The organism is Paraburkholderia fungorum, assembly GCF_046026025.1.
Classification (GTDB): domain Bacteria; phylum Pseudomonadota; class Gammaproteobacteria; order Burkholderiales; family Burkholderiaceae; genus Paraburkholderia; species Paraburkholderia fungorum_E.
Genome location: NZ_JAQQFL010000027.1, coordinates 12,407 through 38,708 on the forward strand (window position 1 = coordinate 12,407; position 26,302 = coordinate 38,708).

At 59.7% G+C, this 26,302-nt stretch carries 29 protein-coding genes, 1 tRNA gene and 3 pseudogenes; 15 read left to right on the forward strand and 18 right to left on the reverse strand.

What is annotated here, in order from left to right; all coding sequences use genetic code 11:
* The first annotated feature begins 2 nt into the window (after positions 1-2).
* From traW to PQR67_RS25815, 3 genes are read left to right on the forward strand one after another with little or no spacing between them, the layout of a single operon-like run.
* Positions 3-1,211, forward strand: a complete 1,209-nt coding sequence (gene traW / locus PQR67_RS25805; RefSeq protein ID WP_408465448.1) for a conjugal transfer protein TraW — start codon at positions 3-5, stop codon at positions 1,209-1,211.
* Between the two features lie 8 nt (positions 1,212-1,219).
* On the forward strand, positions 1,220-2,794 hold the full coding sequence (locus tag PQR67_RS25810; RefSeq protein WP_408465450.1) for a hypothetical protein: 1,575 nt from the start codon (positions 1,220-1,222) through the stop codon (positions 2,792-2,794).
* Between the two features lie 31 nt (positions 2,795-2,825).
* Complete coding sequence (locus tag PQR67_RS25815) at positions 2,826-3,524, forward strand: hypothetical protein (protein WP_408465452.1); 699 nt, start codon at positions 2,826-2,828, stop codon at positions 3,522-3,524.
* On the opposite strand, the gene PQR67_RS25820 is transcribed toward PQR67_RS25815, so the two are convergent.
* A complete protein-coding gene (locus tag PQR67_RS25820; RefSeq protein ID WP_408465454.1) occupies positions 3,521-4,024 on the reverse strand; it encodes a hypothetical protein in 504 nt (167 codons plus the stop codon). The two genes, PQR67_RS25815 and PQR67_RS25820, sit on opposite strands and share 4 nt — an antisense overlap.
* A 225-nt stretch (positions 4,025-4,249) precedes the next feature.
* On the opposite strand from PQR67_RS25820, the gene PQR67_RS25825 reads away from it, so the two are divergent.
* A complete protein-coding gene (locus PQR67_RS25825) occupies positions 4,250-4,756 on the forward strand; it encodes a hypothetical protein (RefSeq protein ID WP_408465456.1) in 507 nt (168 codons plus the stop codon).
* Between the two features lie 16 nt (positions 4,757-4,772).
* Complete coding sequence (locus PQR67_RS25830) at positions 4,773-5,810, forward strand: hypothetical protein (RefSeq protein WP_408465458.1); 1,038 nt, start codon at positions 4,773-4,775, stop codon at positions 5,808-5,810.
* Between the two features lie 138 nt (positions 5,811-5,948).
* Here the strand turns inward: PQR67_RS25830 and PQR67_RS25835 are convergent.
* The 3 genes and pseudogenes from PQR67_RS25835 to PQR67_RS25845 form a co-directional block, all read right to left on the reverse strand.
* A pseudogene (locus PQR67_RS25835) lies at positions 5,949-6,372 on the reverse strand (hypothetical protein).
* Between the two features lie 860 nt (positions 6,373-7,232).
* A pseudogene (locus PQR67_RS25840) lies at positions 7,233-7,539 on the reverse strand (N-acetylmuramoyl-L-alanine amidase); the annotation flags it as partial.
* A gap of 18 nt (positions 7,540-7,557) precedes the next feature.
* A complete protein-coding gene (locus PQR67_RS25845) occupies positions 7,558-7,704 on the reverse strand; it encodes a hypothetical protein (protein WP_408465460.1) in 147 nt (48 codons plus the stop codon).
* A 253-nt stretch (positions 7,705-7,957) separates the two neighbouring features.
* On the opposite strand from PQR67_RS25845, the gene PQR67_RS25850 reads away from it, so the two are divergent.
* Both PQR67_RS25850 and PQR67_RS25855 read left to right on the forward strand, forming a co-directional pair.
* Entirely contained in the window at positions 7,958-8,650 is a 693-nt protein-coding gene (locus tag PQR67_RS25850) for a YfbU family protein (RefSeq protein WP_408465462.1), read from the forward strand.
* 392 nt (positions 8,651-9,042) lie between these two features.
* Complete coding sequence (locus tag PQR67_RS25855; RefSeq protein WP_408465464.1) at positions 9,043-9,237, forward strand: hypothetical protein; 195 nt, start codon at positions 9,043-9,045, stop codon at positions 9,235-9,237.
* A 145-nt stretch (positions 9,238-9,382) separates the two neighbouring features.
* Here PQR67_RS25855 and PQR67_RS25860 read toward each other — a convergent pair whose 3' ends face one another.
* The 4 genes and pseudogenes from PQR67_RS25860 to PQR67_RS25875 all read right to left on the reverse strand — a co-directional run bounded on the left by PQR67_RS25860 (position 9,383) and on the right by PQR67_RS25875 (position 10,858).
* Positions 9,383-9,571 (reverse strand): hypothetical protein, encoded by a 189-nt coding sequence (locus PQR67_RS25860; protein WP_408465466.1) that lies wholly within the window; start codon positions 9,569-9,571, stop codon positions 9,383-9,385.
* A 545-nt stretch (positions 9,572-10,116) separates the two neighbouring features.
* Positions 10,117-10,305: a nucleotidyltransferase gene (locus PQR67_RS25865; RefSeq protein ID WP_408465638.1), complete on the reverse strand. Its 189-nt coding sequence runs from the start codon at positions 10,303-10,305 to the stop codon at positions 10,117-10,119.
* A 24-nt stretch (positions 10,306-10,329) separates the two neighbouring features.
* Positions 10,330-10,446, reverse strand: a pseudogene (locus tag PQR67_RS25870) (nucleotidyltransferase domain-containing protein); the annotation flags it as partial.
* 46 nt (positions 10,447-10,492) lie between these two features.
* Positions 10,493-10,858, reverse strand: coding sequence for a hypothetical protein (locus PQR67_RS25875; protein ID WP_408465468.1), 366 nt, complete (start codon positions 10,856-10,858; stop codon positions 10,493-10,495).
* 922 nt (positions 10,859-11,780) lie between these two features.
* On the opposite strand from PQR67_RS25875, the gene PQR67_RS25880 reads away from it, so the two are divergent.
* Genes PQR67_RS25880 through PQR67_RS25890 form a run of 3 tightly spaced genes read left to right on the forward strand, consistent with a single transcriptional unit; the run spans position 11,781 to position 12,612 of the window.
* Positions 11,781-11,927 carry a hypothetical protein gene (locus PQR67_RS25880; protein WP_408465470.1) on the forward strand — a complete coding sequence of 49 codons (147 nt, stop codon included), beginning with the start codon at positions 11,781-11,783 and terminating at the stop codon, positions 11,925-11,927.
* Entirely contained in the window at positions 11,924-12,175 is a 252-nt protein-coding gene (locus tag PQR67_RS25885) for a hypothetical protein (protein WP_408465472.1), read from the forward strand. The genes PQR67_RS25880 and PQR67_RS25885 overlap by 4 nt, the downstream gene beginning before the upstream one ends.
* A complete protein-coding gene (locus tag PQR67_RS25890) occupies positions 12,175-12,612 on the forward strand; it encodes a DUF29 family protein (protein ID WP_408465474.1) in 438 nt (145 codons plus the stop codon). Before PQR67_RS25885 ends, PQR67_RS25890 begins: the two co-directional genes overlap by 1 nt.
* A gap of 752 nt (positions 12,613-13,364) precedes the next feature.
* Here PQR67_RS25890 and PQR67_RS25895 read toward each other — a convergent pair.
* The 6 genes from PQR67_RS25895 to PQR67_RS25920 form a co-directional block, all read right to left on the reverse strand.
* Positions 13,365-14,393, reverse strand: coding sequence for a replication initiation protein (locus PQR67_RS25895; protein ID WP_408465476.1), 1,029 nt, complete (start codon positions 14,391-14,393; stop codon positions 13,365-13,367).
* A gap of 833 nt (positions 14,394-15,226) precedes the next feature.
* Positions 15,227-15,302 (reverse strand) — tRNA-Ala (locus tag PQR67_RS25900).
* Positions 15,303-15,390: 88 nt separating this feature from the next.
* Positions 15,391-15,741: a c-type cytochrome gene (locus PQR67_RS25905; protein WP_408465478.1), complete on the reverse strand. Its 351-nt coding sequence runs from the start codon at positions 15,739-15,741 to the stop codon at positions 15,391-15,393.
* A complete protein-coding gene (locus PQR67_RS25910; protein WP_408465480.1) occupies positions 15,738-16,529 on the reverse strand; it encodes a BON domain-containing protein in 792 nt (263 codons plus the stop codon). Before PQR67_RS25910 ends, PQR67_RS25905 begins: the two co-directional genes overlap by 4 nt.
* Positions 16,530-16,555: 26 nt before the next feature.
* Positions 16,556-17,143 carry a phosphoheptose isomerase gene (locus tag PQR67_RS25915; RefSeq protein ID WP_408465482.1) on the reverse strand — a complete coding sequence of 196 codons (588 nt, stop codon included), beginning with the start codon at positions 17,141-17,143 and terminating at the stop codon, positions 16,556-16,558.
* Positions 17,144-17,276: 133 nt separating this feature from the next.
* Positions 17,277-17,720, reverse strand: a complete 444-nt coding sequence (locus PQR67_RS25920) for a YraN family protein (protein WP_408465624.1) — start codon at positions 17,718-17,720, stop codon at positions 17,277-17,279.
* Between the two features lie 37 nt (positions 17,721-17,757).
* Here PQR67_RS25920 and rsmI point away from each other — a divergent pair, with 37 nt between their 5' ends.
* Entirely contained in the window at positions 17,758-18,636 is an 879-nt protein-coding gene (rsmI, locus tag PQR67_RS25925) for a 16S rRNA (cytidine(1402)-2'-O)-methyltransferase (protein ID WP_408465484.1), read from the forward strand.
* Between the two features lie 271 nt (positions 18,637-18,907).
* Here rsmI and PQR67_RS25930 read toward each other — a convergent pair whose 3' ends face one another.
* Positions 18,908-19,510 carry a septal ring lytic transglycosylase RlpA family protein gene (locus PQR67_RS25930; protein WP_408465486.1) on the reverse strand — a complete coding sequence of 201 codons (603 nt, stop codon included), beginning with the start codon at positions 19,508-19,510 and terminating at the stop codon, positions 18,908-18,910.
* 642 nt (positions 19,511-20,152) lie between these two features.
* On the opposite strand from PQR67_RS25930, the gene PQR67_RS25935 reads away from it, so the two are divergent.
* The 3 genes from PQR67_RS25935 to PQR67_RS25945 all read left to right on the forward strand — a co-directional run bounded on the left by PQR67_RS25935 (position 20,153) and on the right by PQR67_RS25945 (position 21,972).
* A complete protein-coding gene (locus PQR67_RS25935) occupies positions 20,153-20,797 on the forward strand; it encodes an MBL fold metallo-hydrolase (protein ID WP_408465488.1) in 645 nt (214 codons plus the stop codon).
* Positions 20,794-21,423, forward strand: coding sequence for a 3'-5' exonuclease family protein (locus PQR67_RS25940; RefSeq protein ID WP_408465490.1), 630 nt, complete (start codon positions 20,794-20,796; stop codon positions 21,421-21,423). The genes PQR67_RS25935 and PQR67_RS25940 overlap by 4 nt, the downstream gene beginning before the upstream one ends.
* Positions 21,424-21,513: 90 nt before the next feature.
* On the forward strand, positions 21,514-21,972 hold the full coding sequence (locus PQR67_RS25945; protein WP_012431468.1) for an Lrp/AsnC family transcriptional regulator: 459 nt from the start codon (positions 21,514-21,516) through the stop codon (positions 21,970-21,972).
* Positions 21,973-22,018: 46 nt separating this feature from the next.
* On the opposite strand, the gene PQR67_RS25950 is transcribed toward PQR67_RS25945, so the two are convergent.
* The 3 genes from PQR67_RS25950 to PQR67_RS25960 all read right to left on the reverse strand — a co-directional run bounded on the left by PQR67_RS25950 (position 22,019) and on the right by PQR67_RS25960 (position 24,881).
* Entirely contained in the window at positions 22,019-23,263 is a 1,245-nt protein-coding gene (locus PQR67_RS25950) for a cation diffusion facilitator family transporter (RefSeq protein ID WP_408465492.1), read from the reverse strand.
* Positions 23,264-23,519: 256 nt separating this feature from the next.
* Entirely contained in the window at positions 23,520-23,822 is a 303-nt protein-coding gene (locus PQR67_RS25955; RefSeq protein ID WP_028197784.1) for an H-NS histone family protein, read from the reverse strand.
* Positions 23,823-24,218: 396 nt separating this feature from the next.
* Positions 24,219-24,881, reverse strand: a complete 663-nt coding sequence (locus tag PQR67_RS25960) for a HugZ family pyridoxamine 5'-phosphate oxidase (RefSeq protein WP_408465494.1) — start codon at positions 24,879-24,881, stop codon at positions 24,219-24,221.
* Positions 24,882-25,004: 123 nt separating this feature from the next.
* On the opposite strand from PQR67_RS25960, the gene PQR67_RS25965 reads away from it, so the two are divergent.
* Positions 25,005-26,216: an MFS transporter gene (locus PQR67_RS25965; protein ID WP_408465496.1), complete on the forward strand. Its 1,212-nt coding sequence runs from the start codon at positions 25,005-25,007 to the stop codon at positions 26,214-26,216.
* Positions 26,217-26,302: the final 86 nt, after the last annotated feature.

Consider the following 26,302-nt stretch of genomic DNA (forward strand, 5'->3'; position numbering starts at 1 on the left):
CTGTGAAAATCACCAAGATCAAACTGAGCGCCACGCTCGCGGGAGCCGCACTGCTCTCGGTCAGCAGTAGTGCCTTCGCCGTATGTGACGGATGTGTTGTCAGCGCGATCACAGAGGCACAACTGACAGTTCAAACGGCAATCGCCTCCCTCGGCACATCGTTATCCACAATTTTGAACGAGATCGATACTGACATAGCCAGCGTGGGATCGAAGATGTCCGACAGCGTCGTTCAGGCGTCCAACACGCAGCGCGAAATGGCGCTCGAAGTGCAGCGGCAACAGGAAATGGATCAGGTTGCTCGGGAAACCGAGTTGCCCATCGATCCCTGTGCTACGTCGAGCAGCAACTATGCATTGCAGGCCGTCCATAGCGCTGCCACAACAGCGTCGAGCTATCGGCCCGGTGGCTCGCATGTTAGCTATGCACCGCTCGATAAGGCGCTCAACTCACCCGCCCCTTCGGTTGAGGCATCGCGTCGAGCTTCAGCAAGCATCCACGCCGACAACTATTGCAGTCCGCTCGAACTGCAAATGGGCTACGCTGGCTGCAAAACTTCCACTATGCCGGACGCCGATGCGGACGTGGATTCTGTTCTCATCGGTGCAGGCATGCCGGGGAAAAGCATAGATCTGACGTTCACACCGCAGCAGCAGGACGCGGCGCGCGCCTATGCCCGTATGTCAATCGATCCGCAACCGCCCGAGAGCATCACCAGGGCTGAGGCCAGCACGGAAACGGGCAAGCTATATATCGCGATGCAAAAGGCGTATCAGGCGAACATGTCGTCTGCAATCAAGCCCATGAACGACCTGATTGCGTCGCGCATGCCATTCCCCGGTAGCGCCCAACTGATCCAAGACATCAAGCAGTCAGACGCTGCGGCTCAGTATTTCAATGCGAACGCATCAAGCGTTGCCAAGAGCACCGGCACCATGAGCCTCGCGGAACTCGAAGACTTCGAGGCAGGCCGCCGTTGGCAAAATCCTTACTGGCAAATCGAGTTCAGTGCAGTGGCCGACCCGACGAAACTCCAGCGTGAACAGCTTCTCACGCAAGCATTTTTGGTTGATCAGATTCATGAACTGGTCAAAGCGGTGAGGCAATCGAATGTCCTGTCGGGGCAATCACTTGCTGCGCACGAACGCTCGGCAGATCGTCCCGCGATCGAAGCTCAACTTCAGCGCGTACGCGCGACTAATGCCCGGTGAGCCAGCAAATGCACGCATTGAACCTCAATAAATTATTCATCGGCTCGCGCGCTCGGCAACAAGGCATCTATGACTTGCTCTCGCTAGGAATCGGTGCGTCGATTGCGATCGCGTTTGCCACTACGCAGATATGGGCACAGCGTCAGGAAATGCTTTCGCAGCAGACTGCTGCACAGGGGAACGTACTTGCCGATATCGGGAACAGCATTAACGGCGTGTACCTCGCCAAGTTCTACTCGAATCTGGTCAACGGAACTGCGGTTCCTGGCGTCGCGAATGCGTACGCGCCCACGATGACGGAATTGCAAAACCTCAACGTGATCCCAGCCGAATACGCCACAACAAGCGCCTATGGAACGCCGTACGTGATTTCACTTGCCAAGACACCGGCAGGGTGCGTTGCCCCGAGTTGCGATGTCAACGGGCTGGTGTACATCGCTGGCGCCATTACAGACCCCTCGACCGACAAGCCTTTGACGTTGGATGATGGAGCTGCGGCGATCGGCGGCGACGGAGGCTATTCGGACCTGCTGACTCCCGACACGATCACGGGCATAAGTGCTGGATGGTCCCTGGCAAATCCGATGGGCAATGTCGCCGGCATTCTGGCAATGCGCGTCGGATACGGGTCGAGTGGGTGGGCCGCCTATGTGCGGCGCGACGGCTCACTGCCGATGGAGGGTGCTCTGAATTTCAAGGGCACGGATGGCACGCTTCACGATATTTCGAATGCGGCCACGGTGAATGCGCAGAAAGTCGTGGCGGCGGCCGGTGGGAATGTGCAAATTGGAAATTCGACCTATTACGGAGACGGCTCGAACTCAGCGATCTATCAAACTGGATCGTTGTTCTTGCAGCATCCCAGTGGCGCTGCTGCGGACATCGCGATCGTAGGTAACGTGAATTCTGTAGGAACCGTCACGGCAGCCGCCGCACAGATCAACGGAAACGCTAACGTAGCCGGGCAGGCCTCGATTAACGGCAACACGATCATGGGCGACGGAACGCAGATCTATAACCCTGGAACTCAGTACATCGAGACGGGGGGCGGAAACCTGTATTTGAAGCCGTGGAACGGCTCAGGGGTGACGGTTGTCGGCGGGAGCGGAGGGAGCGGCCAACTGATCACGACAGGACGGCTTACGTCGAACGAATACATCCAGCCGAACGGGTGGGCAGCCCAGGGTGGAGGCTGCTCTCCCAACGGTTTGATCGCCAATTCGGGTAACGGCCCGCTGTTTTGCCAATCCGGTGTGTGGCAAAAAGCGGGCGCAGGCGATGTGACCTACGCATACATGGGTTGGAACTTTAATCAGTCCGCTAATCTGACCAATACCTATGGCAAGCCCCTGTACGTTACTGCGTATGGGGGAGTCAACGTCTGCAATAACAGTAACGCGTGGAACTTGACTGCCTACGTCAATGGGGCAGGTGTGGCAACTGTCGGCGACAACAGCAGCGGGGGTTACAAGCAAGGCACAATCAGTTTTCTGGTTCCGATTGGAGCGAATTACTCCGTTACCTCGTATCCCTACAATTGCGCTTATGGCAGCTTTTCTCTGACCGCTGCAACCCTTGGTTAATCGCCTTGTCAATCCGGTGATAGGAGGCACGTTGGGAGCCAGCAATATCCGAGCACTGCGACAGCTTGAAGTGACACCGCCGCCTGCGCTCAGCGAAGCAATTTCGGCAGATCTGTTCGCACGGGTGCGGATGACCGGTATTCCGGTTCTTCTCAAGCGTCAGCCGCAAGGCCCGCGCAGTTTCAAGTGGATGGGTTTTTGCGACGAGGCGACTTTTACAGAGCAGGGCGAGGTTGTGCTTGACGAGCGCTGCGTCGAGCGCGCCGAATGGGAACCCCGCGCCGATTTGATTACCTCGCTGTATCTCCATGAAGCAGCGCACCGGCTCATGCCTGGCTCGGGACACAATGCGGCGTTCTTTGCTCTGGTGCTGGTCATGTTTCTGCGCGCAGGCACGGTCAGCAACATTCCGCTCTGGCAACGCGCGACCCTGTACGACTTCCGCGACGAGGCAGAAAATGCGCCGCGAGCCTTCGCCTGGGCGTGGCGTACGGCTAACGAACTGGCCCCGACCGAGCAAACCGCCGAACAGTGCGCCGAGGCCATCGCGCAACGCTACAAGGAATGGTGCGCCTGGCTAACCGGCGGGGATGAGCGCAAACGGGCCGAGCGAGAAGCAGCGCAAACAGTCGAACGACGGGTGAAGGAGATACAGGACAGCCGTTGGCTTTGGGCGCTGACAGGCTTTGCAATGGGCGCTATCAGCGTAGCTGTCCTGCTGCTGCGTTAGGCGGTCAACAGCGCTTGTCTGACCGCCTCGATGCGCCGGGCAAAGAGCGCATCATCAATGACGGATCGATCCCGGAACACATCATCGCTGCTCAATTCAGAATCGATCAGCACACGCGCCCATTCAACCAAGATCGGTCGTTCCCGTACCTGGGCAAGCTGTTCCCGAATCGCGCTCAGAAACTTCGTTTCCTCGCTCGGCATCGCCGTCTTGGCAAGAAGCAACACGCTCGCGATTGCAGCCGTGGCGTCGTCAACTAGGCGCTTGCCACCGGACATTCGCGACAGCTTCGTGAGGTTATTCAAAAACGCGGCGCTACTGTTACGCGCGCGAGCCTCGGCCAAAACCTCCTGCGTGGCTTCGCTGGTCGATTCACGAACGATGTAGGCGGGCTTGATTCCCTTTGCCTCAAGCTCGCGAACCGCCTCGGCGACAGCGGCCTTGGCGCGGTCAAAAACCGCCTGGCTCGTGATGTAGCGGCCTAGTTTGTCGGCTGGCATGACTTGTTCTCCTTGTTGACCCAAGCATACGCCAGTACTCAGGGACCGCGAAAGTGTGATTTCACGGCTGCTCCACGCAAGCGCGACCAGATAACCTCACCGTTGTTGTCGGTCACCAACGAAAAAGTTTACTGCCATGCAACTAATAAGTATTCCGACACATAACCGTTGCGAGTGCGCCGTTACCGGCCATAATCTTCAAATGTGACAAGCAAGGGGCTAAACGTGAAGCAAATCAGACAGTATTTCGGCCGTAAACTGGCGTTGCCGATGATTGTTGCTGCGTTCGCTCAACCCGTGCAGGCTGCCTGCACGATGCAAACGCAAATGACGAACGCTCAGGCACAGGAGCAGCAACGTCGTTTGAATAATATCAACACGAATTTTCAGCAGCTTCAGTTGCTCAACCAATTGCAAACTGCCTGCCTCGAAAGTTTCCCCGATTATCCGACGCAGTACCTTGGTAATGGCTCGGTGATGACGACCGCGTTTAACAAGATCAAGCAGGCTTCGTGTCAATCGCTCGCCAACAAGGCGCGGCAAACCTCGGCACAGGCAATGGCGGCCGCACCGGCCGAAGTACAGCAGCAAATCAACAACATCGAACAGAACGTGACCAAGGCAACCGGCGGTTCAATTGGGATGCTGTCGGGCGCGGCTAACCAAGTCATGCCCTCTTCAAGCGGCGTGCTTTCATCAATCACCAACAGTCTGTCGAGACTGTTCCAGTAATGCAAGGGAGTCAGACATGAACATGACCGCCACTGTATCACCGGCATTCCTGGCCGCCGCGCAACGCCCCACGACCAGCGCAGCGAACGGGACGCTGCGGATTGACAAGACGGCGATCGCGGCCCGCCTGAAGGCTGCGCCGGCCGTCGCGCCGAGCGCGGAATCCATGCTGTCTGGTGTGCTCGAAGCAATCAGGCGCTTCCTCGAAAGCATCTTTCACGCGTTAGGCTTTCGCAAACCCAAACCAAAGGACGGCGATGTATCAAAAGAAGAAGTGCAGCAACTTGCCCCGCCAGCCATTACCGAAACTAAGGATGAAATCTGCGTCGAAGGATTACCCCATTCGGCCTTGGCACGCGTACGCAAAACTGTCGATGCAATTGTGAACGCGGCCGATGGAGCATCGCTATCCAATTCGCTGCGTACGGCGCTTCTGTCTATGCCGGATCTTGGCCAACGTCAGGTGTTCCGCGTCCTGCTGCAACAGAACCTCACTGATACGGCAAACACGCGTAACGTGAGCACAACGCTCCGGCAGGATATCGAGCGCATGTTGACACCCTTTGCAACTGAGCACCGCATAGACCCGGCCGCCGCGCTCGCACTGCTGCGAGCGGATCTCGATAGCGGAGGGAATACCGTTGCCCAGCGGATGGACCCAGACGGCCAGATACGCGGTCACATTGGCGAACTGCAACGGCTTGATTCGGCGTTGTCGGGCCTCGCACTCCATCGGGGCACGGTATCCACACTGGCGATCGACAGCGGCGCATACACCCGGGATGAGGTGCGCGCTCTTATCGAGCGCCAGGGTGTCGATGCGGCGTTTCTCGCCGATTCGCCCGGATCTGCGCAAGCCATCGATACGGACCCGGCGATTTCCCGCCTAGTTGAGCAAGGGGTGATCGACACCGACACCGGCAACGACATTTCGCGAGCAGCAGCAGTAGATGCCGCGCTCAGTGTGCAATCGGAGCTTGGGCCGGATATGAAGGGTGACGACCTACGAGATTTCATCAAGACAAACAGCCCGCCCGTACGACCGAAGCTGTAGCGCGTTAGCGCGGTGCGACGCCTGCGCCAGCAAGCGCCAGCAAGCGCCTGCTGTAGTTTGTCGCTCGCGCTGCGGATCTGCTGCGCCTCGGCTTCGTCGGCCGCATCGGGATTGTCGCGGCCGATGTAGTCGAGTATGTCAAACAGGTCGTTTTTTGCCTGTACATTCCATGCAAGCCTTCGCATGCTGGCCCTTCCGCATCGCCTCGATGCGCGCACTGGCGTTATTCATTACGTCGTCGTGCACGATCGTCGATAGCCTCCTGTACCAGTTGACGCACCCACTTGTCGTAAGCGGCGGCGCTCGCATGTGTGGCTTTCATCGCCTCCGCGCGATCGGGCCGGCTCTACCGGTCGAACTCGATCTCATCCAGCCGCCAGGCTTCGAGCGAGAACCGGCCCGTCTGCAGGCCCAGCTCGCGGATCACCTCGAGCGCCTTGACCGGATTGCGGAACGCGCGCGGGCGGCGGTTGTTCGACGTGACCAGCACGGCGGTGCCAGCCGTGCGCGTCTCCAGTTCGACATGAAAGAAGCCGCCCTCAGCCTTCAGGATGGCCGACAGGACGCCGCCCGCGTGAGCGGCGGCCGTAGCCTAAGACACGTCTAGCGTTTTCATGGCGTGACCTATAAATGATGCTTCCACGATCAATAATGAATCGGCATAAACACGCGACCAAGGCGGTTGAGGGAGGCGTCAGCCGGTTGATTTCCGTAAACGGTCCGTTCAAGAGGCATTCATGGGCTGTCAAGGGCATCATCGGACCAAAAAAGACTATTTTTTTGTACTCAACGGAAAAACGCCGGAAACCCTTAACAGACAAGGCTTTAGGCCTGCCAAAGTCCCTTGGGAGGCTTTTGGACGCTATTGCATGGGCGCGCCTGACAGAATAGGCTTCGTCTTGCACGGAACGTCAACAGTTGGTCAACACTAGCTGAAGTTTTCGGGCCTGTGAGTCGCCTTGCTCGGGCGAAAAAAACCCGGCTTTCGCCGGGTCCTCACGTCAGTGAAGCAGGAAGAAAAGTAGCGGGTCCATCCAGTGATGCAACAACTCTTTAAATGGAGTGGACTCGACTACCGTGATCGCTAGCTGCCAGGCTAGCGTGATCGTAAAGTCTTTCAATACACCTCCCTTCCGGAGGCTGGATCAAGGAAAGGCTTGGCGTGTAGCGCCCAACGGCGGTTGCCGCCGCTGTTGGGTCGCAAGCGCTCTCCCACAGCTCGCATCGAGCATCTCATCAACACAAGATATAGTGCATTCCGAAACGCTCGACGCTTAGTCTAGTGGAGTTTCAAGACAGGTCAAATCGTTTTATTTGCCTTCTAAGGCTTGACTTTTGCATAGCGCAACGCGAAGCCGACACCCCGGGGAACAAGGCTGCGCCGGGCTCTCCGCGCATCACACGAAATCCCTCAAAGAATCATTACGGCGTCTTGAAAAACTTGAGATAGGGGAAATACCGCCCGGCGATCGCGGCGGTGCATTGCGGGCATGCCGCCTGAATCGCTGCGCTGGATCGGTCTTGCGCCCCGGTGCGATGTCTGGATGGCCCGCAATCAGCTCGCTTTGACAGCGGACCCTGAGCGCACTCATCAGCGCGCAGGCGTGCGGTATTGCGCCGCTTCAAGGGCCGTTATGTCGCCACCCTCCAGTTCGATGCCGATCGAGAAATCGTTGCAGCGCTCGCGACCGAAAAAATTCGACTGCCCGGCGTGCCGCGTGCGTCGCGATTGATCACGAAATGCGCCTCACCGCTTCTCCCCTGGTGCCAGCAAACAAATCGCTAACACTATGACGGCAAAAACGATGCCGCCGAATGGGTGAGCATCGAGCTGCGCGATCAGCCCGCCGCAAGCAGGCAGGATGGGCAGCAGGTACTGCAGTTTTTTGGGCATTACGCGGTCCTAATGCGTTGGTCAACACCCACATCATGCCGTCCCGGCAAACCTCCAAAACGCTGCTTTTTCCTAATAGCCGCGAGGTCAACTCGTTGGCATCGACCGGCTTCGCTGGTGCTTACAGCAGTACCGTGAATGACTGACTCAGCCTTTTCGCACGGCACGATTCCTCGGCTGCGAGCGGACAAACTTGTAACACCGTACATTTGTACGTATAGTACGTAACTATGTACGGAAAAAAAGGATCGCCATGCCTCCCAAATCTGAACGTTTCGAACTTCGTCTCGATGAAGAACAGGTTGCCCGCATCGATGAATGGGCACGAGACCAAGGCGATGATGGCCTGTCGCGCGCCGCGGCAATTCGCAAACTCATCGACATTGGGCTGTCGGCAGGCTCGAAGGGATCGGTGCGCTTCAGCGACGGCGAGAAAATGCTGATGCTCATGATGCGTGACGTCTACAAGGCACTGAAGGTCAAGGACCCTGAATCTGATCCCGATTTTCTGGCAGAGGTCATCTACGGCGGCCACTATTGGGCACCGAAATGGGATATGCAGGGCGTCTTCCACGATCACGTGGACAACCCGCGCGACGTCAATCATGTTGTCGATGTACTCGACATGTGGTCATTCATCGAGGAAGCCTACGAGAAATTCAGCAGCGCCCAAAAGACCGGTATTGCCGAACAGGTCGGCCCCCTTGGCAAGCACGTGCAGTTTTCCGGCTTCGACGGCAACAATGAATCGAGCCAGATGAGCATCGCCCGGTTCCTGGTGAACAAGATGGATCGGTTCGCCCGGTTCAAGAGGCGCGACCTGAACTCGCACCACCCGACGTACAACCGCTACAGACGGATGTTTGAGCTTTTTGCGCCAATGCGCTCGACGCTCATCGGGCACGGCCTGAGTGCTGATCAGGTTGCCACGCTGCTGAAAGCGTAACGACACTACAGGCCTACTTTCTGGTCGGTTCGACTTTTCATGTCGCCTGCAGGATGAACGCGTGCGAATCGGCATCATCACTGGCTGACGAAAAGCGGCGGTTTTTTTGCGCGGATCGATAAATAGATGTGTGGCGGCAAGCAAGCCGCTGCATATCCAATTGGAGACAAATCCATGAAAGAAGCCCAACTGCTGTACATCGAACACGACAATGCAGAGTTCATCGACAACGAGCATGGCCGGTTGCTGTGGTGGACGCCGCGTCGCATGTGCGTGCTGTTTCTGCCGTAAGTTGAAGGGGCGAAAGCCCCTTTTTCCATGCCGGCACGCGACAGCGCTGCAAGTCGTGACAATAGGCTGAGGGCCTCGTAACTATGCCCGCGAGGCTAAAAATGAAAACGACGCAATCGGCGCTCACCTGCACGGCAACCGACGCGCTCGTGACGCGTATCCGCTTCTATGAAGCAATCAGCGGCATCGGTGAGTCGCGTGTCAGTCATGAGAGGGTCGGCGAACGGTGCAGCTACGAAGTACGCTGCCCGCATCCTGCTCAGTGCCCGATGCGCCAACGTGGCGTCGCCGCGTGAAGCGCTGCGCACCGGACGCCATCGAGTGAAAAAGCGCCGGGCACACGAGTGCGCCGGCGTAAATGGTTCTGGCTATTCCGAGGGCCGTATCACACTGACGGTCGCGAAGCGCGTCAGTAAGACGCGCTCCGGACGGCTCACGCCATCACTTCAACCGGACGTGCAGCGGTTCAATGCGCTCAACCATGCCGGCGTCGATCAGTTCGCTTAGTGTTGCGTCGAACGTCGAACGCGCAAAGCGCTCGCTATAGCACCGACACAACCGCGTCTCCGGCAAATTGCCGTTGCGGCTCTCGGACAGCAATTGAACGATAAACGCTTGATCGAGTTGCATACGAATTTCTCCAAAAGAATGCCCGTGCGGCACAACGCCCACTGTCGGCCAGCGTATTTACTGCAACGTCAACAGTTAAATTGGTGGTTGTGAATTCGGCCTCGGGCTGCGACCTTGCGCCTGCGGTTTTCGGGGTGTCTATATCTCAATGCAAGGCAAGCTCTCAATGCAAGGCAAGCCCGCGCGAGCGGGCGCGTCAGACCCGTGGGAGAACGTCGCGGGGAGCCGGTGTGCGACCTTGGAACCCCGGCCGCACGGCCGGGGCTGTCCACACCTTTACGGTGTGGTCAGCAAGGTTGTGCATGGGCGGGCACGGGATGACCGCACGACACTGATAGACCACGCCGGACGTGCCTGAATCGGGAGACGTGGCGGGATGATGATGAGGGACAGCACGAGGGAAATGACGACGAGGTAACGCATGGGATTGCCTCCAAGACAGTTGAACATGCCTCGTGTAGCAATCGTTTTTTAGTGAAAGGGCGACCTAAAATTTACGTGAACCCGTTACGGGATAAACCGCCGTTGAAATCTGCACCGGCCGGTCATTTGCGGCCGGACAGCAGGTTATCAAATGGCACGCCATCGCGGGCAATGTTTGCCAGCAGAGCCGGGTTCGAGTAAGTTTCGGGACGCTGCCACTCGCCTTCCCGCAATACGAGCGGACTGATACGGATGCCGGTATCGAGCAGCACATCGAACGCTTCATCGGCCATCGGCATTGTTGCAGCCATCGCGTCGCCGCCGTGGCCCGCTAGGACTAGCACAAGATCTGCGTCACTGTCCGGCCGGTGATCGCCTCTGGCCCGGCTTCCGTACAGTATCGCGTGCACAATCATGAATCGACCTTCCAGACGTACCAGAAATGCCCGCACCGCCTGCGAGGTCGCCGGGTCGGCGGTTCCGTTCGTTGGGGAATGCTCATAGTCCTAGCTGCTGCTGCATGCGCTTCACATGCTCCCGGCTCGCCTGTGCTGCACGCGCCCGTGCATCGGCCAGTCGCTGCGCGAGCACAGGATTCGCCTCCGCCACCGCATTGCGTTCTTCTCGTAGCGTCGCTTCCAGCGTGGTGGCTCGCCTACGGCTCTCGGTCAGGTCCCGTTCAAGCTGTGCGATGCGCTGACGCAGTATCTCGTTTTGCCGGTCACGCGTCTTGTCATGAGCCTGCCACTCACCAATGACGCTTTTAAGCTGGTTCACACTTTCTTCTAACTTGTGCGCGTAATCCTGCCACTCTCCCGCGCTTCGCTCTGCCGCAATAGCTCTACCAAGAATCACGCCGTCCATGCTGTTGTCTCCAACTGTAAATCGGTCTCGTTGCTACGCATGATCTGCTTGCGGAGACCCTAGTTCACCGGACACCCCGAGTAGCCATTAGATTACTCAAAGTCCTGCGACTACCTTTTTTCCCGTCTCGCAAAAAGCCGATTAATACAGAACGATAAAAGGATTGCCCACAATCGCACCGGCTCGTCTGCCCGGAGCCAGTTTCTCCGCTCCCGTTGAACCATCCGGCATGGTGGCCTCAATCATCCGAGCGGTCACAGACCGGCCTGAGCCCACGGCTGTCCAAGTGCCGAACGGCCTCCTCGGCCATGTCGGCCGCACGTTTGAAAATTTCAAGGCTGGTAATGTATGCGCCACACTTTGAACGCGGCATATCGATCTCCAATTCCGCACTATAAGCATACCCCGTCGGAAGCGTGAATTTGCCGTTCGACGAGCCGAGCGCGACCAAATAACCCCAATCGCTTGGCAGGGTTAGGGGGAATTCTGGCCTCCAAGGGCCGTTCCGCGCGCTCAACGAGGAGTGTTCTCCGGCGACAGCCACAAACTTCATCATCGGGCTGTATTCAGACCTTGTCGGGGCAACGTGCAACCGCCCTTTCCCCAGCCCGGAGGGGCGCGCTACACTGGCTGCATCTTCACTGCCCGCAGTGTGAGGCGCTTATGACCGTCTCCGATCAAATCGCGATCCTGTACACCCTGCCACTCGCCAGCGGTGTCATCGTGCGGGGATGCGAAAGTGTCGGCGCGACCGAACGGTTGATTATCGCCAGCGGTAGCTATCGCGCGCAGCCAAGTTTGGGCGGCATGAGTGACGTGCGGCCGAATACGGCGGCGGCGATCACGAATCACCGAACGAGTCGGGATACTAGGCGACGAGCTTGCTGTGCTTATCCCTTCAACCCGAAGGGGAGAGCCAGTCATGATCGAGCACAAACTAATCCGCTTCGCAACCAGTGTCGGCGCGGCATGGTGGCTCGCAAGAGTCGCATTTTCGCGACCAGAGCGTGGCAAGCTTGATATGGCCATGCAGGCACTCGACTTCCACCACGAGGCAGCAAATTCATGAGTACAAAAGCGACCCTCGCCCACCACTCGAGTGAATCTGATGAACCCTCTTGGCACTTCTATGAAGAGGTGTTCGAGAAAGACGTTGTCTATCTGGAACTGACTGGTGTCAGTGTGGAACTACGCACGCTGGAACAGGGAGGTGCTGCCGTAGTCGTGCGCCTGCCTCTTGCCACAGCCGAACAGCTTGGCCTGACCTTTAAGGTTACGCCCGAGCGTTGGGCCTTGGTACGCGACAGCGGAAAGTAATGGCGGACTACAACACCGACTTTGCACTGTGGGCAGAAGATCCGGCTGCGAAGCTGCGCGCCAGCAGATTCGCTGAAGTGGATCGGGAAGACCTGGCCGAAGAACTGGAAAGCCTCGCGCGCGCGTTGCGGCACGAACTGTCGGAACGGCTCGCCAGGATGCTGCAAAACCTGCTGCAATGGGAATATCTGGAGGGCGTGCGCCTGACCGCTTGGTACATGGCAACCCTCGCGATTCGCCCCAGTAGTCCAACTCATTATTACGTACAACGTCATTTCTATGACGATCAGCCGGCCAAATCTGACATAAGCGTTATTATGTCAGGGTCGAAATGCGGACCCGCCATTAAACCCTCTCCAACCGTGGAACACGTCCCTTCGAAACGGCTGAGAGCGTTGCAGCGCAATGGCCTAACAGAGGCTCTTAATCTTCCGTGAAACATTCGACGACAGAATGTCGTCTCTCCTCTTCGACCTTCGGCTGAGGTTATTTGGTCGCGCCTTGACTTGGAGCGCGCCGCAATCAGCGCACCGGACTCCCGACCCAACAGTTCACGCCGACAAACCGCCGATATGCGGAGACATTCGTCGATCCCGCGCCCGCCCGTGGACGAGAGCACTGCCCACACCACAAGGGTGTGGACAGCGCCGGCATGGGAGCCGGCGTGCTGCACCCGCCCACCGGCTCCTCGCGGCCCTTCCCCTACGGGCTGACGCAGCCCTACGGGCCTTGCCCCACGAAGTAAGACAGCCTACGGCCAGTCTCTCGCCAAGCCGTGTTGCGGGCGACACCGGTTGCGGCCCTCCTCTCTGCAAAACTTGTCCGACGCCAGCAAACCGACAAGTCAGTACCGCGCCATGTAGGGAAGCGGCGGAGCCGCCGAGCCGGTAGGGGCCGGTCCGGTAGGACTCGCCCGCCCGCAGGGTGGGCGACCCCGTAGCCCGGCGAGCCGATGGCGCGGACTACCAACGCTTGTAGACCGGAGGGTTTGCGGCAGGTTGAGATCGCTCCTGCGAGCGACATGCCCTTTGATGCCCCCAGTTATTCACATGCAGCGCTAGTAAAGAGAAGGTAAAAGAAGGTAAAGGCCACGCCTGCACCGCTTTTTCTAATTTATATCAATGCTTTGCGAAGCAATGCCGGAATGCTATGCCGTTAAAACGGAACGCCATGCCGACGAAGCGGAACGCTATGCCGACGTCGGCGGAACACTATGCCGATGCACTGACAACCAGATTGTGATCTGCTCCTTCCGTTTGATGCTGGTCGCCGGTCGCCAGGCTGCAATGATCTCCAATCGTTCGAGTTCACGCATAGCGGCCGCTAGAGCTTGCCTGAACTTCCGCATAGGGCTCGTGTACTGCATTTTTTCTTTCAGCCAGTCGAGCGCATACGACTGTATTTGGTTCGACGACGTAGCGAGCAATCGCTGCATTGCCTTCGCCATGTCTTGGCCACGCCCCATCCGCAGCCGCTTATCCCAGTCGATCAAAGCGAACTCTCGGTTGCTAAACAGCATGGCCCAACGCGGATCAAGCGTAAACGCATAGCTCTCGGCCGCCTGGCGGTAACGGAAGCTCTGTACGATGTGGAACGCATCTGTATCGCCGACACGATACTTGGTGAGGCCGTCCGGCTTCCTTACTTCGATGAAAAGCGTCGCTACGGTTAGTGCCTTCATGCGGCGGTGCAGCCACTCGTACTGTGACTTGCCAGTCTCGCGACCAAGTGCCCGCAGCAGCGCGGCTCGATTGAGCGTTACGGGCAAACCGAGCGGAAAGCGGTGCCCCTCATAGATGAGCTGTAGGACCAGGTCAGCGTCAGCTTCGTCGAGCTGCTCCCCGGTGTAACTCATCACCGCATCGCGACGGGTCACGAGCGGAATGTCCGTATGGAACTTCCGCGATCCCTTAGCGATCGGCGCGAACAGAGACGAGCGGGCGACGTGGTTGGACATTGCGCGCATAAAATCGTCAATTCCAGGCAACAAGAGCTTTTGCGGCTCCTCTTTTTCCCGTAGCCCTTTGGCGCGCGACAACGATTCAGTCTGAAGCCGGAGGGCCAGTTCTACAGCGGTGAGGGGTCTCCCCCCTCCGGCAAATACTTTTGAGCTACAAACGGTCGCTGATGCGCAAGACGCAGGCGAACTTGTGCCGGACCATCCATCCTCCATACCCTCAGCGACTAGCGGCAAGGTCTGCTCGTCGAGGGAGTTCATCTGCCCTCCCGCGCCGCTGCTAGACGTTCAAGCTGTTGCCGTTTCGTTGGTCGCCCGATTCGCCGCGATTGCGGAGACTCGGTTATCGGATCCGCCTTTCGCGTAGCGTTGCGGAAATTGGGCACGACCACGGTAGCAACGACCGCTGGTTGGACGTGCTGGTCAATCCAATCGAGAACGTCCTGCTTGCGCCAAAACAACTTCCGTTGACCGGGTAATCGCACGATCGGCGGCAGGCGATCGAAGCGCTTGGCGGCAATGTCTGCGTAGACGGTCGCAGGCTTTCTGTGGAGGAGAGGGCATAGCTGCCCTAGCGTCAGCAACTCGATAGGAAAATTTGTTGGCATGGGCGAACTCCGGCGACCCACAAGCAATATGTGCATGTGAGCTACCGAACGTGCGCACCAGCCAATGGCCCAGACGCCGCAGCGTTGTACCAAGAGGCGGGCCGAATGGCCCTCAGTGGCCCCTTCGCCATGTCCTGCAGCGCTCTGTCTTGCGCTGCGCCGACGCCGTTCGTAATCGGTCGGTTGACATGTCGTTAACCGCGCGCGGAGGGTGCTTATCCACACGGGCCCTGATCGGTGTGATCAAGTCAAAGGTCGAGTGCTCTGGATTGTGTATGGTCTGCGTAGATCAGTCAACAGACTGATGCTGCCGCGAGCGGAAGCAGAACTGAATTACAAAGGCCGCATCGGCCGGTTTGATAAGGGATTCGCGCGGGACAAGTTTGGGACACCAATTGATCAAAAGTGACCCAAAACGACCGCGATTGATGTAGGCAGGAGGCAATAAAAAACCGGCCCAAGTGGCCGGTTTTAAAGGGAAATTCTTGGTGGAGGAGAGGAGGATCGAACTCCCGACCTTCGCATTGCGAACGCGACGCTCTCCCAGCTGAGCTACCCCCCCAATGTGCAAATAATTCTAGCACAAGCATTTTCCGTTTTGCCAAGCCCCTGCGGCGGTAAAACCCGGCGGCAAAACGACCGGCAAAACATCACTTCGATGGCCCGCCAGCCAACACCCAATCCACTACCGTGCGGATGTCCGCATCGCTCATCGTTTGATGCGCGGGCATCGGAATCATGCCCCAAACGCCGGAACCGCCGTCCTTCACCTTGCGCGCCAATTTTGCCGGCGCCTGCGCATCGCCCTTGTATTTTGCAGCGATCTGCTGGAACGACGGGCCGACCAGTTTGCGGTCCACCGCGTGACATCCCATGCAGGCATTCGAGTTCGCAACGATCTGACCGCGCGGTGCATCCGCCGCACATGCTGAAGCGGCAAACGCGCCAGTGAACACGCTAACCGCCAACAGTACGGCACTGAAAATAACGCCCCGCGTCATGGCGTCGTTGCCTTCGGATTACCCGGATGCACCGAGTTCGAATTGCTGACCGGCGCCGGCGCCTGCTGATCGAGCGGACGCGAGCTCACCGATGAATCGGGGATCGCACCGACGGTCGGCGCATTCGCGTCAGGCTGCGAAGCGGCTGCTGGCGTGCTAGCCGCTGCAGCGGCGGCCGCCGCTTCCTGCGGCTGGATGTACTGGAACACCTTCACGACCTGCACCACGCCCGGCACGCGGCTCGCGACGTCGGCGCCCCGATTGCCTTCGTCCATGGTGACGAGGCCCATCAGATACACCGAGCCGCGTTCAGCCACGACCTTGAAGTTGTTCGCCGAAATGTTCTTCTCGGCGATCAACGCGGTCTTCACGCGCGTCTCAAGATAAGTGTCGTTCGTGCGCGATGAGAATGAGCTGGCCGGCATGATCGCCAGTTCGTTGACGATCGTATTGACGTTATTCAAGCCACGCACGATGGTCTCCGCTCGTTGCTTCGACACGTCCCCCGCGACTTCGCCCGTCAGCAGCACGCGGCGGTTGAACACCGCCACGTTGACGTGCGCGTTGTCGGGCAGGTTCTGGCTGATCTGCGACAGCGCCTTCACCTGTAACTCGCGATCCTCGGTCTGCGCGCCGAGCGTGCGCCGGTCGGTCGCCACCAGCGCGCCGCCGCCCGCCGCACCGGCGACGGCCAGAAAGCAACCCTGCAACGTCGCGGACAGCCCCGCCGCGAACCCAACCACCAGCACGGTTCTCACCAGTGTCTTCTTGACGCGGAATACGCTCATCAACTAGCTCTCCTTCGGAATCAATCTCAGTCTTCGCCCAGCAACATGGCATCGATGCCGTCGCACAGACAATGGATGGTCAGCAAATGCACTTCCTGAATACGCGCGGTGCGATCGGACGGCACACAAATCTGGATATCGGTATCGCTCAGGACTTCCTGCGCGCGGCCGCCGCCGTTGCCGGTCAGCGCGACCACGATCATTTCGCGCTCGTGCGCGGCCTCGATCGCGGCCAGCACATTGGCGGAATTGCCGGACGTGGTGATCGCCAGCAGCACATCGCCGGGCTGGCCAAGCGCCCACACCTGCTTCGAAAAAATCTGCTCGAACGAGTAGTCGTTGGCAATGGCGGTGAGCACGGACGTATCGGTGCTCAGCGCGATCGCCGGCAAACCCGGGCGCTCACGCTCGAAGCGGCCGATCAGTTCGGCGGCGAAATGTTGCGCGTCGGCCGCCGAGCCGCCGTTGCCGCACGCAAGAATGCGGCTGCCGTTGGCGAGCGCGGCGAACATCGTGTCGATCGCTGCGGCGATCGGCATCGACAAGGTTTCGAGGGCTTCGAGTTTGACTGCCGCGCTGTCGCGGAAGTGTTGTTGAATGCGTTCGACTGACATCGAGTCTCTGTTTTCTACCGCGAATGAACCGCAATGCGCGGCCGTGTTGTGAAGTCGTATTGCGAGTCGTACCGGCGAGGCCCGTACACGAGCGCAAGTTTATCGCACTCACGGGTGTTCGCCGCGCACTGCATCAGACTTCGTCGGCGCGAAACGCATCGCGTAGCCACACGAGGCGGCCTGCTTCGAATGCAATCACGTCGAAACGGCACGCCGGCTCATCATGCGAACGTCTGCTACGGGTTGCCAGGTAATGCCGCGCGGCACGCACGATCCGCTGCTTCTTTTGCCAGCCGATACTCGCCGCCGCGCCGCCATAATGCTGCTGCGCACGCGCGCGAACTTCGACGAACACCAGCGCGCCGTCACGCTCACGCATCACCAGATCGATCTCACCGCCCCGGCACAGCACATTGCGCGCGACGAAGCGCAACCGCTGTCGCTGCAAAAACTCCATCGCACGCATCTCGAAAGCCTCGCCGACGAGTTTGGACCCGGTTGGTCTCGAAAAGTTGTGGCCGTCGGCCCGCGCACTCACCTGCCCACCGCCCGGTTCACGCACCGCTGCGTGGCACAATGGCGGCCTCGTTCTGTCTGTCTGCGTCTTCTGCCTCATGACTCCTCTCTCCGAACTCGCGCAAGGGCAGCAGTACCCTGCCGCCGCGCTTTATGTGGTGGCCACGCCGATCGGCAACATCGCCGACGTGACGCTGCGTGCGTTGCATGTGCTCGGACTGGTGGATCGCATCGCCGCCGAGGACACCCGCAACACAGGCCAATTGCTCGCGCGCTACGGCATCTCGAAACCGCTCGTCGCGGTTCATCAGCACAACGAGCGGGCCGCGGCGCAGCGCCTGATCGAACATCTGCAAGCAGGCGAGCGCGTGGCCTATGTGTCCGACGCGGGCACCCCCGGCATCTCGGACCCCGGTGCGAAACTCGTCGACGCAGTGCGCGAAGCCGGTTTCCCGGTCATTCCGCTGCCCGGCGCAAGCGCGCTCGCCACCGCATTGAGCGCGGCCGGCGACTGGGTCGCGACGTTCTCGTTCCTCGGCTTCCTGCCGCCGAAGGCGAAAGCGCGCGCCGCGGCACTGCAACCGCTCACGAGCCATCCCCACGCGATGGTGTTCTACGAAGCGCCGCACCGGATCGTCGAAACGGTGCAGGCGTTGGCCGACGCATTCGGTGGCGAGCGCAAGCTGCTGATCGCACGCGAATTGACGAAGTTACATGAAGCGCTGCACTGCGGCACCCTGGCCGAAGGGCCAACGTGGCTTGCCGCCGATCCGAACCGGCAACGCGGTGAGTTCGTGCTCGTGGTAGAAGGCGCGCAGCCGGAAGCCGCAGGCGAGCACGATCACGATGCGCTGCTGGGCATCCTGCTGGAAGAATTGACGGTGAGCAGCGCGGCAAAGGTCGCGGCGACCCTCACCGGAGCGTCGCGCAATGCGCTCTACACGCGCGCCTTGGCGCTGAAGAAAGACGAGGAATAAAGGCAGACCGAAAGGAATGGGCGCCTGCGGAGAAGATTTGCAGCGGGAGCAGAAAGACCGGCAGCAATCAACGGCGGCGGCCAGCTACGGCCGATCGATCAGCCAAAGAAAAAGACCGCGCCATGAAAAACACCCCAAAGCTTGGATCCGTGTCCAACTTTTGGGGTGCGGTTCAGGATGCGGCCCTTCATTTTTCGGCAAACGCAGCTTGCTGCTACTGCCAGACTGCGGGTGTCACGAAGGCGCTTGCTTCGCGCCCCCAGCCACCAAATTACTTGTCCGCGTTCGAACCCGAGTTCGACGCCAGCGTTTCATTCAGCTCCGCACGCGCTTCCTGGCGCGTCAGCCCTTCGATCTTGACCCGCGCCGTACCGGCATGGCGCATGTCGAGCGCGCTTGCGGCAGCCATGGACAGGTCGATCACCCGGCCGCGCGCATACGGGCCACGGTCGTTAATCCGGACGACAACCGAACGCGAAGTGGCCGGATTGGTCACGCGAACATACGAGCCGAGCGGCAACGTACGATGCGCCGCGGTCATTGCGTGCATGTCGTAGCGCTCGCCATTGGCGGTGCGGCGGCCATGGAAGCCACGGCCGTACCACGAAGCGCGGCCAGTCTGCTCAAAGTCCGAAATGCCCGAACCATTGTCTGTGAGCGGCTTGGCATCGGCAAGTGATGTGCCTTTCGCGGCGGCATCGGAAGCCGGCGCGCTACCAAAAGCTTGCGGGCCGAAGGAGCCAGCCTGGGCTTTCTTCGTGCTCAGCGGTGCGCTGTTGTCAGACGTAATGCTTGCGCCCGGAGGCGTAGCACAGCCGGCCAGCACAAAAAAGGCAAAAATAGTCCCCAGACCACGGGATAACCGAGTTTTCATAAGACGTGCAATCAAATTGTCGAGCCGCATCACGCAAAAAGTTGAGCGTGTTGCCTGCGACTCCGGCGGCAATGGACGACAACGCGCCGCGCGGAAAAGCGCAGTACGTCAAAGCCCGGATGCGGCTCAAACAGCCGCTACCGCACGGTTAATTTTCACGTCTGGCGCAACCTGTCCCCGGCAGCCTGACCAGACCCCACATGCCGCCATCGAACGTGGCAAACACGTTCTTGCGCGCGCAACTCAGCGCACAGGAACAGCGGCGTAGGCCCCACCCAGCGTCACGGCATTTAAGTCCGTTGCAGGCGCGCGGCGCCTGGCTGGGTAAGACGTGTGCATCGAAAGCTTCGATACTTGATGGCCACCGACAAAACGCCGGTAGCCCATACTTGAGTGGCAATCCGCGTGCCCATTTTTGATGGGGACGCATCGCCGTGTGGCATGCACAATTCCTTGTGCATGGAGCGCATTATACCCAAAACAAATTTTTGGGATGGCAAGCGACTGAAAACCTTGAAGAATTTTCACCTCTGCTGCAAAAATGGGCAGCCGAAAGCCCGCTGCAGCGGGGCTTCAGCGCCCTCGGCAACCTTCGACGAGACGCCGGTACAATCAACGTTTTTCCGCTGCGGCGCCGTCACCATGAAAGTCACCTTGATCCCCGTCACCCCGTTCCAGCAGAACAGCTCCCTGCTCGTTTGCGAGGCAACAGGACGGGCGGCCGTCGTCGATCCGGGTGGCGACCTTGACGTCATCCAGGGTGAAATCGCACGCCAGAACGTGACGGTCGAAAAAGTATTCCTGACGCATGGCCACATCGATCATTGTGCTGGCGCGAAGACGCTCGCTACGCATTACGGCGTGCCGATCGAAGGTCCGCATCCCGACGAAAGCTTCTGGCTCGACAAGCTGCCGGATCAAAGCACGCGCTTCGGTTTTCCCGCTGCCGAGGCATTCGAACCGGACCGCTGGCTGCAAAACGGCGAGACCGTGCAATTCGGCGAAGAAACCCTCGAGGTCTATCACTGCCCCGGCCACACGCCGGGCCATGTGGTGTTCTTCAGCCGCGCGCATCGGCTCGCGCTGGTCGGCGACGTGCTGTTCGCCGGCTCGATCGGCCGCACGGATTTTCCGCGCGGCAATCACGCCGACCTGGTGCGCTCGATCCGCGAAAAACTCTGGCCGCTCGGCGACGACATCACCTTCGTGCCGGGCCACGGTCCCACCTCCACGTTTGGCGCCGAGCGCCGCACCAATCCGTACGTGGCCGACGGAGTCGAAGCATGAGCAGCGAAATCTATGTAAGCACAGACGTCGAAGCTGACGGCCCCATTCCCGGTCCGCATTCGATGCTCAGTTTCGCCTCCGCCGCTTACACGGAAGACAAGCAGCTGATCGCCACTTTCTCGGCGAATCTGGAGCTGCTCGACGGCGCCACGCCGCATCCGGTGCAGGAAGCCTGGTGGAAAACGCAGCCGGAAGCGTGGGAGGCCTGTCGCAGGGATTTGCAGGATCCGCAGGCCGCGCTCACGGCCTACGTCGAGTGGGTCGAGGCGTTGCCGGGCAAACCCGTGTTCGTGGCGATGCCGGCCGGTTTCGACTTCACCTATATGTTCTGGTACATGATGCGGTTTGTCGGCCGCTGCCCGTTTTCGTGGTCGGCGCTCGACATCAAAACGCTGGCCTTCGCGCTGACCGGCCTGCCGTACCGCAAGAACATCAAGCCACGTTTCCCGAAACACTGGTTCGACGAACACCCGCATACGCATGTCGCGCTCGACGATGCGATCGAGCAGGGCGCGCTCTTCTGCAACATGCTCAAGGATCTGCGAACGGTCCAGGCGGCCATGCTGGCGGCCGGTCAAGATGGGGACGGCACAGGACAAAACGCCGCTGAGGAACCGGCAAATTAGGTAATCTCCCTCCTCGAACCCGTTTTACATTGCGTTTCGTTTTCGAGCCCTCTACCATGCGTTGATAAGGCGACGCCAACGGAGGCGCAGTTGACACTCGATACGTTCTCTCAAAAAATCCTGCGCCTGCTGCAGCTCGACGCACGCCGGTCCGTGCAAGAGATTTCCGACCAGGTTGGGCTCTCGAGCACCCCATGCTGGCGCCGCATCAAGGATATGGAGCAATCCGGGGTGATCCAGCGCTACACGGCCTTGCTGGATCGCGAAAAACTCGGCCTGCACGTCTGCGCGCTCGCGCATATCCACCTCACGCGCCATACGGAGGGCGGGGTCGAGCAGTTCGAGCGGGAAATCGCCACCTGTCCGGAAGTCACCGAGTGCTACAGCACGACCGGCGAATCCGACTACATCCTCAAAATCGTCGCGCCGGACATCAAGGCGTACGACAGCTTTTTGCACGAACGCATCTTCAAGATTCCCGCCGTCGCTCAGGTGCGCACGAGCGTCGTGCTGCGCGAAATCAAGTTCGATACGCAGTTGCCACTGTGAGACGGTGAAGCGGCGGCTTCGAGCCGCCCGGCTCGCGTGGCGTGCATCAGTTCGTGCTATGCGGTTCCATCGCTTTGACGCGAGCAGCAACCTCGTCATGCCCGGCTTCCGTTGAAGCGCCGCTTTCGTCCGCGAACGTCTCCAACCCTTGCCGTAACGCCAGATTGCGGGCCCCCAGACTGCGTCTGAGCGCGTCCAGGTCGACACCGGCAAGAGAAGGCGCACCGCTCTGAGCAGTGCGCGAATCCGGTGCCGGCAAAATCACTTCGATATCGAGCCCTGTACTCAAGTAATGCAAATTAACCGAAGCGGCCTTCACGCCGCCCGCGGCCAATGCCGCGTTAACTTCGGCGACGACCCGTTCCCGGGTCGGCAGATTCGCGAGCGGTCGAGCGACCGCATCGTTCTCCGGGTCGACATGGATCAACGCGTCGAGCACACGATTGTCGGCCAGCACGCGCAAACGCGCCGACTCGGCGATGTAATGCCCTTCCGAGACCGAGATCAGCGGGTCGACCAGAATGTGCGCATCGACCAGCGCGAAGTCCCCCGTCTTGCGGGTGCGCATTTCGTGGACGTCGCGCACGCCGGGGGTCGCGAGCAATAGCGCGCGCACGTCGGCAGAGGCGGCTTCGTCGAGCGCCCGGTCGGAAAGATCTTGCAGCGCGTCCCAGCCGAACGTCCAGCCCATGCGCGCCACCATGAAGCCGACAATCGCCGCGGCGATCGGATCGAGCAGGCGCACGCCCGCAAGGCTCCCGATAATGCCGATTGCGACCACCAGGGACGAAGCGGCGTCCGAGCGGGCGTGCCATGCGTTCGCAATCAACATGGCTGAACGCACGCGCTGCGCTTCGCGCAGCATGTAGCGAAACAGGCTCTCTTTGGAAATCAGCACTAGCACCGCGACCGCGAGCGCACTCATATGCACGGCGGGAATGCTTTGCAAATCGGCAAGACGCGTCCCGGCGCGCCACAACATACCAACCCCGACCACAATCAGCAGCGCGCCCAAAAACAACGACGCAACCGTTTCATAACGGCTGTGTCCGTAATTGTGATCCGCGTCGGGCTTGGCGCCGCTGTGCCGATTGGCGATTAGCACGACAAAATCGGAAATCAAATCGGCTAGCGAATGGATACCGTCAGCCACCAGCGCCTGGGAATGGGCAAACACCCCAATGACGATTTGCAGCGCCATCAGCACCGTATTGAGCGCAATACTGACAAAAGTACTTTTACGCGCGACGCGATGTTTCTCGGCGGACTGAACGGCGGCGGTGGAAGACATGTTTGAATCGAAGTGAAAAGTTCAATGCCTGCATTCTACCCGGCGCATCCCGATATGCGCTGGAGAGACCACAAAAAATCCTTTTAAATCAGTTGCTTATCTAAACGAAAAGCATTCGCGTTCCAGTTTCATGGAGTGCGTGCGACAAAGAACCACAACAATCTTCAGGGCGAAAAAAAACCGCGCCCTTGACGGTGCGCGGTTTTCTTCTGGCCACAGTGGACGCTATTAGCGCAACTGCCTGACCGTATTGGTATTACTTCTGGATCAGGAACTTCTCGCGATCCAGACCTGCGATCCAGCGCGGCGGCTTGCCGCGGCCCGACCACGTGCTGCCGCTATCCGGGTCACGATATTTCGGCGCGACGCCGGCACGCGGACGACCGGCTTTAGCCGCCTTGGCGCCGCGGCCACCGCCGAGTTCAGCCAGCGTAATGCCGTAATCGGCCATTTTCTGCTTGATCTCATTCAGCACTTCTGCGTATTCACGCGACTTTGCTTCTTCGATCTGCTTTTCGAGCTTCTCGCGCTGAGCGAGTAGTTCCTTGTATGACGACATAGGTTCCCTTGTGATTTGGATAAATGACTGCCAGTCTTAAGCCAGCTTGCCCTTTGAAGGTGTTCATGCCTCGGAATTTGATGGCGAGATTAACACAAAATAGAAAGACTGCAGAAGCACCGTCGAAAAATTAATCCCAATCCGTTTCAAAAAATTTCAACGGGCCGCGATGTTACGCGGACCCTTTCAAATAGCTAATTTTCGCATTTTGCTGAAAAACGCGGCCGCTCATCAGTAATGATTGAATCAACTATCAAAAAATGAAAATTAAGATAAAAAATTCGCACCAACATTTCATGGCATGAAAGCTTTTACATGAAACATCGGAACATATTGCAACATGCGCACCACGCTGTTATTGCGGCATGGGTGTTTTCCCGAAACAGCAATCAAAGCTTAATTAGCGTGGCGCTGGATGCAATCTTCTAGCGCCGCATGCAAGGTTTCGGTATTGCATTTCGCGTCGTCGAAGGCGAAACGGGTGCGCACACCGTCCCGTTTCAGATCGGCGCCATACCGATCGACGCCGAGCAGTTGAAGTCCTCTGACGCTTGAGGAATGAGCGGCGAAGTACTCGAGCAGCGCATTCTCTTCGTCGAAACCGAGTGGCGGTAGCGGATCGAGTTCGGTACCGCCCAGCCAGCCCATCGCGCCAAAACCGCCGATGTAGCGCAACCGTTCGAGCCTCATCACCCAAAACGTAAAATCGCCGAGTACCAGGTACCGCTCCGCGTCCGCGTGATAACGCAGATAGCGCTGCACGACGTCGGGGGTTGAGTCGACCGGTTCGAACGTGCCCAGCAAGGTGACGCGCTGGCCGCTCAGCACGTCGTCGTCGGGCGCGTCGACCGCAAGAAAGCCGGCGCGCGGGTCGGCGTGCAGGTTGTGCGTATGCTCGGCGAGCCGGCTCACGAGGATGGTCGGGCGGTGTTGAGGGTCCGGCGCGAACGGCAGCACTGAAGGATAAGGAAAACCTTCCGGCTGGCGCGCGTGGGTAGCGAGCGTGCCGATCGCCGCCTTATGCAGCAGATGCAGCGGAGCGTGAGCAGGAATGTTCAAGTGCGCGGCCCTCGATAGATAAGTGTTGGCTCAATCCGCTTCAAGCATAAGACAGCGTGCTTCGTTAGAATCGGAAATTCGCTTACAGGGCGCTTTCTCACGCGTCCCCTCCACGAGATTTCCGTGTCCGACCACTCCTCCGAATTCGCCAGCCTCCCCGCCGCCCATCGCGCGCTCTCCGATACTGCGCGGCAACGCGCCCGGATCGCCACCATGGCGGTGTTCTTCATCGCCGGCATGATGTACGCGTCGTGGGGGGTGCATGTACCGACGGTGCGCGACCGCTTCCATCTGAATGCGGCGATGCTCTCGTTCGCGCTGCTGGCCGTCGCCGGTGGCTCGATCGGCGCCATGGCGGCGAATGCCCCATGGATCGCGCGGGTCGGCACGCGCCGCGCCTGTCTGACCGGCGGTTTGGTGATGACCGCGTGTGCGGCGTTGATCCTGATCGTGCCGGCCTACTGGATGCTGCTGATCGTACTGGCCGTCTTCGGCGCCGGCATGGCTACCCTCGACGTCGCGATGAACGCGGAAGCCAGCTCGGTCGAGAAGGCGCTCGGCAAGCCGATCATGTCGTCGTTGCACGGCATGTTCAGCCTCGGCGGGATGTTCGGTGCAGCGGTGGGCGGCGCCTTGCTGGCGCGCGGCATGGCGCCCGCCGTGCATCTGGCGCTGGCGGCGGCGGTCAGCACGCTGGTGCTGATCGCGGCTTGCCCTTCCGTCCTGCCACACGTGCCGCACGCCGATCATCCCGACGCCGCCACGCCCCGCGCCAACCGCTGGCGATCGCCGGCCTTGTGGGCGCTCGGTGCAATGGCGCTGGTCGCGCTGATCGCCGAAGGGGCAATGTACGACTGGGCCACCGTTTACATGCGCGACGTCGTGCTGTCCACGCCGGCGCTCGCGAGCGCAGCTTACGCGGCGTTTTCGGGCGGCATGGCCGCGGCGCGTTTCGCCGGCGACGCCGTGCGTGCCCGCTTCGGCGCACCGCAACTGGTGATGGCGAGCGCCTCGCTTGCCTGCGCGGGAATGGTCGGCGCACTGCTGCTGCCGAATCCGGTCGCCGCACTGATTGGCTTCACGCTGATGGGTCTCGGGCTCGCGAACATGATGCCCGTGCTGTTCGCGGCTGCGGCGAGCGTCAAAGGTATTCATGCGGCCGAAGGACTCGCGCATGTTGCCGGGCTGGCGTACTTCGGCTTGTTGCTGGGACCGGTGATTATCGGCGCGGTGACGCAGGTCACCAGTTTGCCGATCGGGTTGTCCGTGGTGGCCGTGTGTTCGGCGCTGATCGCGGTCGCGGGTCCGAAGGTGCTGCGGCGTTTGAAGATTTGACGCAGACGCTTTCTGCTGCTGCACCGGCGGACGTCGCGCCATATGAAACCCGCGAGCTTACGTTACGTTACACGCGGCCAGCACGC

What these genes read in the sequence shown, in the direction of transcription:
- PQR67_RS25940 (WP_408465490.1), top strand. Translation starts at nt 20,794, where the DNA reads ATGAGCAGCGAAATCTATGTAAGCACAGACGTCGAAGCTGACGGCCCC.
- PQR67_RS25935 (WP_408465488.1), top strand. Translation starts at nt 20,153, where the DNA reads ATGAAAGTCACCTTGATCCCCGTCACCCCGTTCCAGCAGAACAGCTCC.
- PQR67_RS25860 (WP_408465466.1), bottom strand. Translation starts at nt 9,571, where the DNA reads ATGCAACTCGATCAAGCGTTTATCGTTCAATTGCTGTCCGAGAGCCGC.
- PQR67_RS25820 (WP_408465454.1), bottom strand. Translation starts at nt 4,024, where the DNA reads ATGCCAGCCGACAAACTAGGCCGCTACATCACGAGCCAGGCGGTTTTT.
- PQR67_RS25810 (WP_408465450.1), top strand. Translation starts at nt 1,220, where the DNA reads ATGCACGCATTGAACCTCAATAAATTATTCATCGGCTCGCGCGCTCGG.
- PQR67_RS25865 (WP_408465638.1), bottom strand. Translation starts at nt 10,305, where the DNA reads ATGGCTGCAACAATGCCGATGGCCGATGAAGCGTTCGATGTGCTGCTC.
- PQR67_RS25930 (WP_408465486.1), bottom strand. Translation starts at nt 19,510, where the DNA reads ATGAAAACTCGGTTATCCCGTGGTCTGGGGACTATTTTTGCCTTTTTT.
- rsmI (WP_408465484.1), top strand. Translation starts at nt 17,758, where the DNA reads ATGACTCCTCTCTCCGAACTCGCGCAAGGGCAGCAGTACCCTGCCGCC.
- PQR67_RS25845 (WP_408465460.1), bottom strand. Translation starts at nt 7,704, where the DNA reads ATGCCCAAAAAACTGCAGTACCTGCTGCCCATCCTGCCTGCTTGCGGC.
- PQR67_RS25895 (WP_408465476.1), bottom strand. Translation starts at nt 14,393, where the DNA reads ATGAACTCCCTCGACGAGCAGACCTTGCCGCTAGTCGCTGAGGGTATG.
- PQR67_RS25890 (WP_408465474.1), top strand. Translation starts at nt 12,175, where the DNA reads ATGGCGGACTACAACACCGACTTTGCACTGTGGGCAGAAGATCCGGCT.
- PQR67_RS25885 (WP_408465472.1), top strand. Translation starts at nt 11,924, where the DNA reads ATGAGTACAAAAGCGACCCTCGCCCACCACTCGAGTGAATCTGATGAA.
- PQR67_RS25950 (WP_408465492.1), bottom strand. Translation starts at nt 23,263, where the DNA reads ATGTCTTCCACCGCCGCCGTTCAGTCCGCCGAGAAACATCGCGTCGCG.
- PQR67_RS25855 (WP_408465464.1), top strand. Translation starts at nt 9,043, where the DNA reads ATGAAAACGACGCAATCGGCGCTCACCTGCACGGCAACCGACGCGCTC.
- PQR67_RS25905 (WP_408465478.1), bottom strand. Translation starts at nt 15,741, where the DNA reads ATGACGCGGGGCGTTATTTTCAGTGCCGTACTGTTGGCGGTTAGCGTG.
- PQR67_RS25850 (WP_408465462.1), top strand. Translation starts at nt 7,958, where the DNA reads ATGCCTCCCAAATCTGAACGTTTCGAACTTCGTCTCGATGAAGAACAG.
- PQR67_RS25875 (WP_408465468.1), bottom strand. Translation starts at nt 10,858, where the DNA reads ATGGACGGCGTGATTCTTGGTAGAGCTATTGCGGCAGAGCGAAGCGCG.
- PQR67_RS25915 (WP_408465482.1), bottom strand. Translation starts at nt 17,143, where the DNA reads ATGTCAGTCGAACGCATTCAACAACACTTCCGCGACAGCGCGGCAGTC.
- PQR67_RS25910 (WP_408465480.1), bottom strand. Translation starts at nt 16,529, where the DNA reads ATGAGCGTATTCCGCGTCAAGAAGACACTGGTGAGAACCGTGCTGGTG.
- PQR67_RS25955 (WP_028197784.1), bottom strand. Translation starts at nt 23,822, where the DNA reads ATGTCGTCATACAAGGAACTACTCGCTCAGCGCGAGAAGCTCGAAAAG.
- PQR67_RS25880 (WP_408465470.1), top strand. Translation starts at nt 11,781, where the DNA reads ATGATCGAGCACAAACTAATCCGCTTCGCAACCAGTGTCGGCGCGGCA.
- PQR67_RS25830 (WP_408465458.1), top strand. Translation starts at nt 4,773, where the DNA reads ATGAACATGACCGCCACTGTATCACCGGCATTCCTGGCCGCCGCGCAA.